General features: G+C 40.5%; 15 protein-coding genes and 1 pseudogene. 3 read left to right on the top strand and 13 right to left on the bottom strand.

What is annotated here, in order from left to right:
• Together LBH98_03085 and LBH98_03080 are read right to left on the bottom strand one after the other, a co-directional pair.
• Positions 1-213 (bottom strand): hypothetical protein (locus LBH98_03085; GenBank protein MDR0303739.1); only part of this gene is annotated, 213 nt, incomplete at its 3' end.
• Between the two features lie 74 nt (positions 214-287).
• Complete coding sequence (locus LBH98_03080) at positions 288-1,982, bottom strand: ATP-binding protein (GenBank protein MDR0303738.1); 1,695 nt, start codon at positions 1,980-1,982, stop codon at positions 288-290.
• 283 nt (positions 1,983-2,265) lie between these two features.
• Here LBH98_03080 and LBH98_03075 point away from each other — a divergent pair, with 283 nt between their 5' ends.
• The 3 genes from LBH98_03075 to LBH98_03065 all read left to right on the top strand — a co-directional run bounded on the left by LBH98_03075 (position 2,266) and on the right by LBH98_03065 (position 8,080).
• The gene (locus tag LBH98_03075) at positions 2,266-6,864 is read left to right on the top strand and encodes a hypothetical protein (protein MDR0303737.1); all 4,599 of its coding nucleotides are present in this window, start codon (positions 2,266-2,268) and stop codon (positions 6,862-6,864) included.
• Position 6,865: 1 nt separating this feature from the next.
• Entirely contained in the window at positions 6,866-7,801 is a 936-nt protein-coding gene (locus tag LBH98_03070) for a threonylcarbamoyl-AMP synthase (protein ID MDR0303736.1), read from the top strand.
• A gap of 108 nt (positions 7,802-7,909) precedes the next feature.
• Positions 7,910-8,080: a putative motility protein gene (locus tag LBH98_03065; GenBank protein ID MDR0303735.1), complete on the top strand. Its 171-nt coding sequence runs from the start codon at positions 7,910-7,912 to the stop codon at positions 8,078-8,080.
• 75 nt (positions 8,081-8,155) lie between these two features.
• Here the strand turns inward: LBH98_03065 and rplQ are convergent, their stop codons facing one another.
• From rplQ to rplR, 11 genes and pseudogenes are all read right to left on the bottom strand, one after another.
• On the bottom strand, positions 8,156-8,542 hold the full coding sequence (gene rplQ, locus LBH98_03060; protein ID MDR0303734.1) for a 50S ribosomal protein L17: 387 nt from the start codon (positions 8,540-8,542) through the stop codon (positions 8,156-8,158).
• A 34-nt stretch (positions 8,543-8,576) separates the two neighbouring features.
• Positions 8,577-9,554: a DNA-directed RNA polymerase subunit alpha gene (locus tag LBH98_03055; protein MDR0303733.1), complete on the bottom strand. Its 978-nt coding sequence runs from the start codon at positions 9,552-9,554 to the stop codon at positions 8,577-8,579.
• A 36-nt stretch (positions 9,555-9,590) separates the two neighbouring features.
• A complete protein-coding gene (gene rpsK, locus LBH98_03050) occupies positions 9,591-9,983 on the bottom strand; it encodes a 30S ribosomal protein S11 (protein MDR0303732.1) in 393 nt (130 codons plus the stop codon).
• Between the two features lie 15 nt (positions 9,984-9,998).
• Positions 9,999-10,367: a 30S ribosomal protein S13 gene (gene rpsM / locus LBH98_03045; protein MDR0303731.1), complete on the bottom strand. Its 369-nt coding sequence runs from the start codon at positions 10,365-10,367 to the stop codon at positions 9,999-10,001.
• Positions 10,368-10,400: 33 nt separating this feature from the next.
• Entirely contained in the window at positions 10,401-10,517 is a 117-nt protein-coding gene (gene rpmJ / locus LBH98_03040; GenBank protein MDR0303730.1) for a 50S ribosomal protein L36, read from the bottom strand.
• A gap of 80 nt (positions 10,518-10,597) precedes the next feature.
• A pseudogene (infA, locus tag LBH98_03035) lies at positions 10,598-10,816 on the bottom strand (translation initiation factor IF-1).
• A 2-nt stretch (positions 10,817-10,818) separates the two neighbouring features.
• On the bottom strand, positions 10,819-12,138 hold the full coding sequence (gene secY, locus LBH98_03030; protein ID MDR0303729.1) for a preprotein translocase subunit SecY: 1,320 nt from the start codon (positions 12,136-12,138) through the stop codon (positions 10,819-10,821).
• Positions 12,131-12,586, bottom strand: coding sequence for a 50S ribosomal protein L15 (gene rplO, locus LBH98_03025; protein MDR0303728.1), 456 nt, complete (start codon positions 12,584-12,586; stop codon positions 12,131-12,133). The genes secY and rplO overlap by 8 nt, the downstream gene beginning before the upstream one ends.
• Before the next feature lie 2 nt (positions 12,587-12,588).
• Positions 12,589-12,774 carry a 50S ribosomal protein L30 gene (gene rpmD, locus LBH98_03020; protein ID MDR0303727.1) on the bottom strand — a complete coding sequence of 62 codons (186 nt, stop codon included), beginning with the start codon at positions 12,772-12,774 and terminating at the stop codon, positions 12,589-12,591.
• A 21-nt stretch (positions 12,775-12,795) separates the two neighbouring features.
• A complete protein-coding gene (gene rpsE / locus LBH98_03015) occupies positions 12,796-13,287 on the bottom strand; it encodes a 30S ribosomal protein S5 (protein ID MDR0303726.1) in 492 nt (163 codons plus the stop codon).
• A 15-nt stretch (positions 13,288-13,302) separates the two neighbouring features.
• Positions 13,303-13,665, bottom strand: coding sequence for a 50S ribosomal protein L18 (gene rplR / locus LBH98_03010; GenBank protein ID MDR0303725.1), 363 nt, complete (start codon positions 13,663-13,665; stop codon positions 13,303-13,305).
• Between the last annotated feature and the right edge of the window lies 1 nt (position 13,666).

The raw sequence follows: 13,666 nt of genomic DNA, 5'->3' as shown, positions 1-13,666 counted from the left end.
CTCCGAGCATGGCGCGTGGGGGGGGGGGTGGTGGTGGCGTGTTGGGGGGGTAAACGTTAATGAAGAATCGGCAACGTCAGATGCAGAATTTAACTTAACCGCCATATGTGCGCAAACCGTCCGCGCCGTTTTGAAAAGCGAAGAAATAATGTCTTTTACTTTTGCCGTCCCGCTCATTGTTGCCATAATTTCTAATTTTCGTTTAGTTAACATTCATTAATTGTCGGCGATAATATAATATTTGTTTGCAAAGTCTTGTCAAGAGGAAATATGTTAAAATAGAATATTTATAATTCTCTTACCTCGTAATCGCCTTTTCCCTTAAAGACGATCGCAATGAATTTTATATCGTTTCTATTTGCAAAACGAGGATCTTTTTTATATTTTTCAATTTGACTCGCCGCTTCGGCAAACGCCGCTTCTTTTTCTTTTTTCGCCGCTTTAACTTTAACGTATTTCAGTTCGAAAACATATTCGAATTTAATATCGGGAACGGCTGGATGTTTCTGCAAATAAATATCCGTATAGCCGTTTATGTTTTCGTATTCGGAAATCGGAAGGTATAATTTACTAGTGAACAAAGCGGCAAGCAGCATAGCTTTAATATATTTTTCGTCAAAGTCGATAAGATCTCTGTTTGAAAGTCGTTTCAAATAATTTTCGGTGAAAAAATCCAAATAAGATTTGAAATTACCTTTAAACGCCATATCTCCGGTTACTTTTATAAATTCGCTTGCGCTTACCGTCTTTTTTTCCAAATCTTGAACGTAAGAAACGAGGTATTCCCAAAAAAGCGTTTTTATGGAATAGTTAGGTATTTTCAAATAAGTTTGTCCTTCGGCAGTTCCGCCGTTTGTCAGCATTCCCAAATAAAACAGTAAAGAAATAAAATATTCTTCGCTTTCAAGTTTATCTAACGAAAATTTTTCCGCTATATCGCCGAGTATTCCCCCGTCTTGCGTTATTCGCAGTAATTTGTTTCTGTTGTTTTCATTTTCCGCAAGACGGCGCAATCGTTCATAATCGGTTCGCAGATTAGTATCTACTATCTGCTTCGGCTGTTCGCCAGATATTGAAATTTGATTGAAAAGGTACAAAATCATTTGAGGGTTATATACTTTATTTTCGGCGTTACCGCTGAACATATAGCCGTTATAATAATATTCCATATCAATCTTTATCAAATTTTTATCAATGCCCGTTTCTTGCATCAACCATTCAACTTCTTCTCTTGTAAAACCAAACATTTCGTTGTATTTTGGATATAAACTGTAGTCTGTTGACATATTAAAACCGCTTGTAAGGTCATTTATCATCATTGGATTCATACCGGTTATAAAAATTCTTTTAACAACAGATTTTGTTCCTGTTTTTAAAGATTCATAGAAAGTACGAACTATGCCTCCGGCTTTTACCTCGTCTTTGTAAGTTTTGCCCATAGCTATAAGATTATTTGCAAAATGGTCGTATTCGTCTATTATTATAAAAATCGGGACGTTTGCATTCGCCGCAGCCGTATAAATCAAATCTATCGCTCCGAGCCCCGGTCTTTGAATGTTTAACGAGTTTAACAAAGTTTCCCAATTTGGAAAAATATTTTTATATATTTCCAAAAACAATCTTACCGTTTCTTGCACTCTATTAGAAAACGATAACTTAAATTCATCGCGGCTCTCTGTGTTTAATCCTGAAAAATCAAATTGAATAACGGCGTATTTACCCTGTTCGTGTGTTTGGCGGACGCCGATATAAAGATTGCCGAATATATCTTCAAATTTATCCTTTCTGTTTAAGTCGTAATAATTTTCCAATACGGTCAAGAACAAACTTTTACCGAATCTGCGTGGACGAATAAAGAATTGATAAGGGTTGTTTTCGTTTTCTAAAAACTCTATAAAACGTGTTTTGTCAACATAAGCATAATTGAGTTTTATTAAATCGGCAAAATTTGACAGCCCGTACGGTATTTTTTTGAAAGACATAAATCCTCCTGTTTTTATAATAAGATAAAATACTATTTGTATTGCCGCCAAACTTAAAATAACAAGCGATTGTTTTTCAACCAATAACTCTACAAACGTAAAAATACCGAACCGTTAATTATTTCCCAGCATTTCCTTTAAAGTTTAATTATTATAATTTATGTAAAACGTATTGCCTGTTGATTTTTTACGATAAAATCCCCGTTTGCAAATTATTTCTGCAAAACCCGCGGTTCTTTGTTATAATTTACTTAGACAGTTAATCTAAAAAAGGAGAATTGTTATGAAAACAAGCGAAAAAAAAGTTTCGAATATTGTTAAAATCGCCGTTTACCTGCTCGCATTTGCGGGAGGGGGGGGCGAAACGGTGTTTGCCGACGTAAGCGTTTCGATAAAGACAGACGGAATAGCAAGCGCAACTTTTACCAACAATACACAACAATCCTGGCGTTTGGGCGGATTTCGTTATGAAACGATCGGCGGGCAATGGGACGGCGTTGACGATTGGCAGATGACTTATATGATTTCAAAGCATAATCCTGAAGAACTTTACTATAAATCTACCGCTCCGGCGGACAATATGGCAAACTTAAAACCAGGACCGCCGGTTACATGGGGACACAAATGGGTTAATAAAGATTTCTCTAAACTCGCTCCAAAAGGCGAAGTCGAATTGTTACTGAAAACCGGCGCACCCGGTATTCCCGACGAGCCGGCGGAATATCCGCCTATCACGTCGATAGACAGTTTGCTGAAAATTATGGAAAATCCGGACTTTTACAGAGCGGATTACAGATATTTGAATTACGATTCATTAGGTTCGAACGGCGGTAAATATTCCGGCGGATTTATGGACACTTATATAGGACAAACGCAACTGCATTTTGCAATTCCCAAAGGATCGTTTACGGTAAACGGAACTAACGTAAGCGCAATGAGAGGCGACAACGCGCCGCAGTATTATATGGCTTTAGGTATGGGACAGGAATTTTTAAGAGTGGACGCTCAATGGATGTTTGCGATGGGGACGAAAGAAACGTTTTCCGGAACCACGCAAACTCCCTGGTCAACGGACGCAAACGCAGTCGCTTCTGGAAACTATACTAATTGGCACGTAGAAGGTCCTACCATGTTGGACAGAGCGTTGGGGTATTCGCAGTTTTTCCCAAAATATGAAGCGAGACTTTCGGCGGCGAGAGATGTTACAAGCAGCGGTATCAGCATAACAGAATTTGCAAATTACTATGTAGGAGCATACAACGGACAAACTTCACCGCGAACTATAAACGGTTTATTCGTATCGGCTTTGGTTCAATATATAAATTATGACGTTATGGCTTATGCGACGGATATTTGTTGGAAATACGCCTTGGGAAAGTCGGCGGAATGCGGCGACCCGTATATGGGACTTGCCGCTATGGTCGCTATGTATAATAGAGGGCAATGGAGCCAAATCGGCGCTATAAAAAGTTTATTGAATAATAATAATGTAGATAACATCGCATGCGACCCGAACGCACGTAACAAGTTCGACACGGGAGCCAACAATTATCGCCCGGATATTATTAACGTAGCGCAGATATTGATTAACGCTTCAAAAGATTTTGAAAAAGGAAGCGGAGCGAATTCCGAACTTATAGATTTCAAAATTACCCTTGACTATTTAAGAGAAATGTTTTTCGGAGCGGGAGGTACGGCAGCAAAACAAGGCGACGGCGGAATACTTATGTTCTATTACGATCCGGAGACTACAGGGAAAGATTATACCGCAATTCGGCAAAAAATCTGGAATAATTTGACAGACGCGTTTAATATCCTTAAAGGCAAGGCGCCGACTTCGGACGCCAATACCATAAGTTATCGCTATGATTTTCTTTCCGCTATAAGAACGGTTAAGGCGGACTTGCCCTATGAACGTCGTTTTCAACAAAACGGAGACGCGTCAACTCTTATTCCGCAAAACTCCAGTACGGGATGTGGAAAAGATGACGGCGGCGTAGTAGATGAAACATATCCCACTGTTGTAACGCTCAATATTACTCCCGACGACGAATTTTGCGTCGTCGAAGTTAAAATGAACGACGATAACCTTTGCAAACAAGTTAAATGGTCTATCGACTATGATTGGGCGATTTGGAATAACGCCGTTATGGTTGAGAACGCTTCGGCAAAAAACAATACTTTCAGATTTGAAATACCCAAAAGCATGGCGGACGGATTTAAGGACAGAGGAGATGAAAGCGGAAATTTCGTTTGGATAATGGCGGAAGACGCGGCCGGAAATTCGGTAGTAAAGAAATCCGCTATCAGTTTTGTAAAAACATTTAAGCGTCCCGAACCGAAATGGGCGGCGGTTTTCGATACCACGGGAGACGGTTACCCCGATATGATTAAAGCGGTAATTATTCGCAACGATTTGAAAAATTTGACAAACGCCGAATATTCGTGGTCGTGGGGCGGCATTAAAGATAAATCGGCGACAAGCGGGGAAATCAGCGTAAATAAAGATACTTTGTTTGTAAAAATGTTAAATTCTAAAGACGGTGCGGGCAACGGCTGGCTGTATATGGAATATGATTCGCTTGACAACGTCGGAAATACGACAGGCGCTAAAATCAAGGATTCAATATCACTCGCAGATTCCTGCGGACCGGCGATAAAAAACGCGGATTTCTATCCGGGCGCTTCGGGAGAATACGATACGCTTAAAGTAGAATTTACGGAAAGCGTCATTAACACTGAAATTTATTACGGCTCGGCAGATGTCGTTCAATTGCTTTTTGCAACAAACGAAAACGGTGATGACGAATCTAACGAATGTTACGCTGTTAGAACGTACGAAGAAAACGACAATATATTGATATTTTTGTTTGAGAACAGACAAATCGCCACCGACGGGAAGTTGGATTATTTTTGGGTAAAAATGGTTTATGGTCTTTCGTATTGTCCTGCCGTAATAGGTGTTACTTGCCCCGACTTGGCGCCTATTACCGATGAAAAAGAAAATCCGCCGCTTGAAATAAATCGGCGGGTACCTATCATAGACCATACAAAGTCGTCTCTTCTGCCAGAAATTGTTTCTGCGGAAATGTTTGATAACTGGGGCAATCAAAACGGACGTTTGGACGGCGCGGGAGATTCGCTTTTTGTAACGCTTAAAATCGCTGAAGAGGAAGGCGCTTACACCGCATACCAGATCGCTTCCGTAGAAATTGAATTTGCCGGCGAAACGGCAAGCAAAACGGCATATCCTGTTGACGACAGTCATTTTTATTTCATTGACAGGACGTTGACCGCAGGAAGCGGCACAGGAGAAATCAATATAATTTTTGCAAGCGGCGAAGAAGTTAACGGAGTTATAACCGATAAGGTCGCTCCCGTAATAATTTCTGCAAATTATGAGAGGTATGACAGCAAACAGGACACTTTGAGAGTGAAATTCAGCGAACCGATTTTGTCCGCGGGCAATTCACCGATTCTTGCAGACCGTTCCGGCGCTCACGGATTAAAAGAGTTCTCTCGCAGAGGAAACGAAGCGGTTTATGTCGTTACCGACGGCAGTCATTTTGTCTATGGCGATTCGATTTGGATCGCCGCAAACAAGGGCGTTAAAGACGATAACGGCAACGAACAGACAAACGGCGACAACCAAAGAATCAAAATCGATTATTTTCGCTATACCGAACTTAAAATCAATAGCGCCGCGTATTTTGACATTTCAAATCCTGCGAACGGCTACGTTGACTTGATAAAAATCGACTTTGATTTCGGACCGGACGGAAACCTTGACCCGAGGTATGTATCGGATGTTACGGAAATTATGGAAAAAGGGCTTCTGCTTCCACAAAATCGTCACTTCAAACCGTTTACTGCGAATAATGTAAACGTTGTCAGCCCTCGTTTGCTTGAAATTTCACTGTCGCAGGATACGACTAAGGTTTTAGCAAAAACATCCGTCGATGAAAGCGACAATATCCATATCGAATACAAACATAAAGTAAAACCTCAAAACGGACTTATAGATACGCTTGGCATTCTTGCGTCGGGAAGCGAAAATATTAACGATAGCATTGCGCCGATTATCACTATGGCGCGCTTTTCTCCGATGAACGTTCAAAGCGATAATGTGAAAAAAATCACCGATACGCTTTATGTTTGGTTCTCCGAGCCTATTAAAAACATTACGAATATAGAAATACAAGCGTTTAGCGCGGTCAGCCCGTCAAGAAATCACTCAAAATATTCGTTTAAATTTAACGAAATTTGGCGTACGAAGGATGGCGGCGACAGCGTCGGAATGTTTCTTATAGACTACAACGCCGGCGATACGCTTCCGATAGGCAAAAGCGCCGGTATAGAACCGGATTCCATAAGAATTGAAGGAGGTTTCGACCTTAGCGATTACGCAGGAAATTCACATCAATGGGACACAAATACGATTTACGCAGAAATCAGGGTAGGAAAATACGATTATTCTTACGACATCAAAATTTATCCGAATCCTTACAATACGTCGTCAGGAAAATTTAATACGACAAACGGCATAGTCGATAAAAATCCGGTTATCGAAAAATTTCTTCCCAATAAAAAAGCGACAGATATGGCGGTGCTTGTGGCTCCGCTTGGACACAGAGCCGGCGGAGGCGCTACATCGGTTTTGTCCGGCAGAATATCCGTTTTAGACCCATTAGGCAACAAAATAATCGACAACGAAAAGTTTGATATCGGAAACGACGGAATTACTTTGATTTGGACGTGGAACGGTAAGAATAAAAACGGAAGAATTATCGGCGCCGGTTTATACAAAGCCATTATTCGCATCACAAACGAAACCGAAAAGGAAACGAAAGAATTGCTTGAAAAAATTGGAATCGGAAAATAACGTGAAAACCGAATTGTTTTTGCCGTCTCAAATTGATGAGGCGGCAAATTTTATTAGAAACGGAAAATTAGTAGCGATTCCTACAGAAACCGTCTATGGACTCGGAGCGGACGCGTTTAATCCGACTGCCGTCGCCAAAATTTTTGAAGCGAAAAATCGCCCGTCTTTTGACCCGTTGATTGTCCATATCGCCGATTTCGAACAAATTTATTCGCTTGCCGAGTTTGTTCCGCAACCTGCCCGAAAACTTGCGAAAGAATGCTGGGCGGGAGCGCTTACGATTATTCTTAAAAAGAAAAAAGAAGTTCCCGATTTGGTTACAGCCGGGCTTGATTCCGTCGGCATTCGTATTCCGAATAATGAAATTACGCGCGAAATAATACGAAAATCAAAGACGGCGATCGCCGCACCTTCCGCCAATATTTTCGGGCATACTTCGCCGACGTCCGCAAAGCAGGTTTTAGAAGATTTGGACGGCAAAATCGATGCGATAATGGACGGAGGAAATTGCAGCGTCGGCGTAGAATCTACGATAATTTCGTTTGTAAACGAAAAGCCGGTTTGTTATCGTTTCGGCGGAATCGGATTAGAGCGGATTGAGAGCGTCATAGGAGAAGTCAAATTTGCAGGTTTCCATGGAAAAGAAGATTTTTCTCCGGGTAGAAGTTTGAGACATTACGCCCCTAAAACTCCGCTTTATATATACAAAAATGAAAACGATTTCCCGAAAGGAACAAAAATCGGCTACCTAAATCAAGATGGAGATTTATACGAAATAGCGCAAAAACTATATAATGAAATTAGAAATATCGACAAAAGCGGCTGCGACGTAATTTTGGCGCATTTAGTAGAAAATAAAGGTATAGGAATGGCGATAAACGACAGGCTGCTGCGGGCAAGTGAAGATGGGAATAATAAATGTTTCTCAAAACAGTAACAATTCAATGCCTATAACCGTAAATTTAATTCCTGTATTAAAAATATTCAAGTTGCTGTTTTTTATGCCGATATATGAATAAGGACGTACCTTTTCATGGAGGAAATTATGGATGGAGTTTCACTTAATACCGGCGGACAGGTATTGGGAGCGATAAATATCGCGATGTTGAAAAAAACACAAGATTTGGTTTCATCTCAAATTGAACAAATAATTCAATCGATTCCGCAATCGCCTAATTTCGGCGGAGCGGGCGGACAAATTGATGTTACCGCTTAAAAAAGTTTTTAAGTAAAATAAAAAAGCGACATTGAAAAATGCCGCTTTTTTATTTTACCAAAAGCCAAAATCTATTTATTCTGCGCCGTCAACGGTTTTCTTTCCCATTCTGTCAACGAGTTCGATGATAGCCATTTCCGAATTATCGCTTCTTCTAGGACCTAATTTAAGAACACGAGTATAACCGCCGTTACGATCTTTATATTGTACCGCGAGATCTTTCACGATTTTCATTATAATATCTTTGTCCTTTATGGAACGCGATATTAAACGAATTCCATGTAAATCGCCCTTTTTGCCGTATGTGATGAACCGTTCGACAACTCCGCGAAGTTCCAACGCTTTCGGCAATGTCGTAGTAATTCTTTCGTGCTCAAAAAGCGATAACGACAAATTTATAAACAACGCCCGTCGATGACTCGCGGTTCTGTTGAGTTTCCTGCCTGATTTTAAATGACGCATTTTGTCAATCCTTTATATAAAACCAAATTAAATTTTATTCTTTACCCATAATTTTATCTACATCCATCCCAAATGCCAATGCGTGATTAGCCAGCACTTTATTCACTTCTATCAGTGACTTTCGTCCGAAATTCTTCAATTTAAGAACTTCAGATTCTTGATAACGCACCAAATCGGAAAGCGTCTGAATATTAGCCATTTTCATAGAATTTTGCGCCCGAACAGAAAGTTCAAACTCATCAATTCTCTGCCGAAGCAAATGGCGTAAACGCATTATCTTATCATCTATAATATCCTCTTCAAGCGACTCAAACTGCGCTTTAACGTTGATAATTTGGTCAAGATGATCAAATAATATTTTCGCCGCATAACTCAACGCTTCTTCCGGAGTAAGCGAACCGTCCGTCCAAATATCAAAAACCAATTTGTCAAGTTCCGCTCTTTGCGCAACGCGAGTGCGTTCAACGGTATAATTTACCATTTTTACCGGAGAAAATATCGAATCTACCGCAATTACACTGACATCGCCTGTGTCGATTTTGTTAAATTCCGATGAACGATAACCGATGCCGTCGCCGATATAAAAAGTTATTTTTGAATTCGCTTCTTCGTTTATAGTAGCGATTTTCAAATCCGGATTTAAAATTAAAACATTCGGATTTTGGTTAATATCCGACGCCTTAACGACACCTTTACCCTTGAGATTCAGGGTTAAGATCTCCGGTTCGTCCGAAATCAACTTAACTCTCAATTTTTTCACATTAAGAACAATATCGGTGACATCCTCGCTTACGCCTTTTAAAGAAGTATATTCGTGCAACGCACCGTCTATTTTTATAGCGGTAACGGCCGCCCCCTGCAGAGAAGACAACATTACCCTTCTCAAACTGTTTCCCAAAGTATCACCCCATCCGCGTTCAAGCGGCGCCACTATAATTCTGCTGTAATTAGGCACATTATCGGGATTTTCTACTTGAACGCCTTTGGGCATTAAAAGTGTTTTCCATTTCATTTATGCTCTCCCATTTTTTATTTTTTTAATAAATATTTATATACGACGACGTTTAGGCGGACGACACCCGTTATGAGGAACAGCCGTAAAATCTTTAATAGCCGTTACTTTAAGTCCTGCGGCGGCAACAGCGCGAATCGCTCCTTCACGTCCGTTTCCGGCTCCGCATATATGTACTTCAACTTTACGCATACCGGCTTCATAGGCTGTTTTCGCCACGGCGTCCGCAGTGATCTGCGCCGCAAACGGAGTGCTTTTTCTTGAGCCTTTGTATCCGTTTTTACCCGGAGTTCCCCAACAAATCACATCGCCGTTTACATTTGATATATTTACGATAGTATTATTGAATGTCGAACGGACATGAACAATACCCTCTAACGGCGCTTTAATTTTTTTGTTTGCGTTATTGCTCGCAGAACCTTTTACCATATTACATTTCTCCTGTTATTTCTTCTTATTAGGAACAGTTTTCTTTTTACCTTTACGGGTACGGGCGTTTGTTTTTGTCTTCTGTCCGCGGCACGGAAGACTATGTTTATGTCTTTCACCGCGGTAACAACCAATATCCATGAGGCGTTTTATGTCCATACGTACTTGCGTTCTGAGGTTTCCTTCAATTACGTACTCTTCATCAATCACTTCACGAATCTTATCCAAATCCGCTTCCGAAACATCCTTAATTCGAACGTTTCTATCGACACCGGTCTTACTCAAAATTTTCTGTGCAGAAGGACGACCAATCCCCAAAATGTAAGTTAATGCTATTTCTGCACGTTTGTTATCAGGTATATCAACACCAGCCACTCGAGCCACTATTCACTCTCCTTTTATTATTTTTCTAAAAAATTATCCCTGACGCTGTTTATGGCGTTGGTCTTTACTGCAAATAATCCGAATTATTCCTTTTCTCTTTATAACCTTACACGCTGCACAAACTTTTTTTACTGATGCTTGAACTTTCAAGGCATTACTCCTTTTTATTTTTTATTCGAACCCTTTTTACCGCCGTCTTTTCTATTACCGGGATTGTTAGGATTTTCATCCTTTTCTCTGTAATAAATTCTTCCACGCGACAAGTCATAAGGAGAAAGCTCTACAAGCACTTTATCGCCCGGTATTATCTTCACATAGTGCATTCTGACCTTGCCTGAAATATGAGCGTCAAGAATATGCCCGTTATTTTCAAGCTGCACTTTGAAAACAGCGTTCGGAAGCGCTTCCAAAACTTTTCCTTTTACCTGTATCAAATCCTGTTTCGACATCTTTATCCGATTCTTCCTCTAAGATGCCCTTTTTTCATAAATCCGCTATAATTGTGACTTTGCAATTTCGCCTCTATTTGCTGCAAAGTATCAAGTGCAACTCCTACAACAATCAGAACGCTCGTCCCTCCGAAAAAGAAAGATACGTTCATTTTACTCATCATCACAAACGGAGCGACCGATATAAACGCTAAAAATATCGACCCCGGCAAAGTTATACAATTCAATACGTTTTCTATGTAATCCGCCGTATCTTTACCGGGTTTCACCCCGGGAATAAATCCACCCGATTTTTTAAGATTTTCCGAAATATCGATAGGATTAAAAATTATAGCCGTATAAAAGTACGTAAATAATATAATCAATATTGCAAATGACGTCGCATACACAACTCCCCCAGGCACAAAAGCCCTTCCTATACGATTAGCCAAATCGCTGTCTTGAAATACTCCGGTAAGCATAGACGGAAGCATCATAATCGAAGACGCAAAAATAATAGGAATAACCCCGGCGGAATTTATTTTCAACGGCATAACCGTACTCTGCCCTTGCGTCACGCGCGAACCGATTGTCTTTTTAGGCGTTTGGATAGGAATTTTGCGCACAGCCTGATAAATGTAAACAATAAATGCAATCATAGCGAGAACCACACAAAGAATCATCAATTCTCTGAATAGCGTATGCGTTCCTTGAACCAAATACTGATATTCCATAAACAACATTTGCGGTATTCGCGCAACAATCCCGAAAAGTATAAGCAATGACATTCCATTCCCTATTCCTTTACTGGTAATCTGCTCGCCAAGCCACATCACAAGTATACAACCGGTAGTCAGACTTATAACTGTAATAATCATAAACTGCCATCCGCTTAACACATCAAGCGTCACGTGCTGTCCCGACGCCGTTTGAATACTTTTCAAAAAAATAGCAACGCTTATCGACTGAAACGCCGCTAAAAATAATGTGCCGTATCTTGTAAATTGTGTAATTTTTTTGCGTCCTTCCGCACCTTCTTTTTGAAGCTTGTGCAAAGACGGAATAACGCTCCCAAGCATTTGTATTATAATTGATGCGCTAATATACGGCATAATTCCTAAAGCAAAAACAGACGCTTTCGTAAAAGCACCGCCGGCAAACATATCAAACATACCGAAGAAATCGTTCTTTGACGAACCAAAATATTCCTGCAACCGCATAGGATCAATTCCTGGAGCGGGTATCTGAGCGCCGAACCGATATATCACTATAATGAAAAGAGTAAAAATAAACCTTTTACGAATTTCCGGCACTTTAAACATATTTCTAAGCGTATCAAGCACGATTCAACACCTCTGTTTTACCATTTGCTTTCGCGATTTTATCTTCCGCAGACGTAGAAAATGCATCTACTTTAACCGTTACCGATTTCGTAATTTCACCGTTTCCCAAAACTTTTACCATTTCTTCTTTGCTATGAATTCTTCCTGCAGAATACAAAAATTCCACATCAACGATGTCGCCGTTTTTTGCAATCGCTTCAATATCGGAAATATTAACAACTTGATAATATTTTTTAAATATATTCGTAAAACCTCTTTTAGGAAGACGACGAATTAAAGGAAGCTGCCCGCCCTCAAAATAATCTTTTTGAGAATAACCGCTTCTTTGTTTCGCCCCGTTATTACCGCGCCCCGAAGTCGCTCCCCAACCGCTACCGCTGCCTCGTCCTACTCTGTGTTTATGATGAGTTGCGCCGTTCGCCGGTTTTAAATCATTAAGTTTCAACATTCTTACCCTTTCACCTCTTCAACTTTCACAAGATGAACAACTTTGTTTAACATCCCTCGAATTTCAGGTTTATCGTCTTTCACAACACTGTCGTGAAGCCGTTTAAGCCCCAAAGCTTCAATCGTTCTACCTTGCTTAAAATTCCTGCCTATTGTAGAACGTACCTGAGTAATTTTCAACTTCGCCATATATATATTACCTTCTCAAATTTAAGACCGAAGTCGTTTAATATCGTCCACAGTTTTCAACATTTTCAGTCCGGCAAGAGTCGCTTTTGCAGAGTTATGAGCATTACGCGAACCGATACACTTTGTCAATATATCCTTTACTCCGGCCAGTTCTAAAACAATTCTAGCCGCGCCGCCGGCAATAACTCCGGCTCCAGGCGCCGCCGGCTTCATAAACATTTTTCCCGCGCCGAATTTTCCGTTCACCTCGTGCGGAATAGTACCGTTTACAAGATTAACTTTTACAAGATTTTTCTTGGCGTTTTCTTTTGCCTTACGAATCGCTTCAGCCGACTCATTGGCTTTACCTATCCCCAAACCTATCGTCCCGTTTTCATCACCGACGGCAACTAAGGCGCTCAAAGCGAATCTGCGTCCGCCTTTCACCACTTTTGCTACACGATTGACAACTACCAAACTGTCTTTAAGTTCAGCGGTTCCTTCCGCATTAGTAACATTTTCCGTTTTCGACAAATTTATCTCCTTAAATTAAAATTCAAGTCCGTTTTCCCGTGCAGCGTCTGCAAAATTTTTAATCCTTGCGCCGCTGTAAAGATAACCGTTTCTATCAAAGACAACCGACTTAATTCCTTTTGCAACTGCTTTTTTCGCCAAAAGAACGCCAACTTCGCGAGAAATATCGGCTTTCTTTTTTCCGGCGGTTACAAAGTCTTTTTCATAACTGCTCGCGGCACATAGCGTTTTTTGCGCCGCATCGTCAATAATCTGCGCAAAAATATTACTGTTGCTACGATAGACACTCAAACGAGGTCTCTCCGCAGTTCCGAATATTTTCTTTCTAATATGAAACGCTCTTGTTTTACGAATTTCTTCTCTACTTATTTTCGGCATT

Source organism: Chitinispirillales bacterium, from assembly GCA_031254455.1.
Lineage (GTDB): Bacteria > Fibrobacterota > Chitinivibrionia > Chitinivibrionales > Chitinivibrionaceae > WRFX01.
This window is presented reverse-complemented; position numbering and strand designations above follow the sequence as displayed.

Coding starts and splice junctions, on each gene's coding strand:
- LBH98_03080 (MDR0303738.1), bottom strand. CDS start 1,982: ATGTCTTTCAAAAAAATACCGTACGGGCTGTCAAATTTTGCCGATTTA.
- LBH98_03075 (MDR0303737.1), top strand. CDS start 2,266: ATGAAAACAAGCGAAAAAAAAGTTTCGAATATTGTTAAAATCGCCGTT.
- LBH98_03065 (MDR0303735.1), top strand. CDS start 7,910: ATGGATGGAGTTTCACTTAATACCGGCGGACAGGTATTGGGAGCGATA.
- rplQ (MDR0303734.1), bottom strand. CDS start 8,542: ATGCGTCATTTAAAATCAGGCAGGAAACTCAACAGAACCGCGAGTCAT.
- LBH98_03055 (MDR0303733.1), bottom strand. CDS start 9,554: ATGAAATGGAAAACACTTTTAATGCCCAAAGGCGTTCAAGTAGAAAAT.
- rpsK (MDR0303732.1), bottom strand. CDS start 9,983: ATGGTAAAAGGTTCTGCGAGCAATAACGCAAACAAAAAAATTAAAGCG.
- rplO (MDR0303728.1), bottom strand. CDS start 12,586: ATGTTGAAACTTAATGATTTAAAACCGGCGAACGGCGCAACTCATCAT.
- rpmD (MDR0303727.1), bottom strand. CDS start 12,774: ATGGCGAAGTTGAAAATTACTCAGGTACGTTCTACAATAGGCAGGAAT.
- rplR (MDR0303725.1), bottom strand. CDS start 13,665: ATGCCGAAAATAAGTAGAGAAGAAATTCGTAAAACAAGAGCGTTTCAT.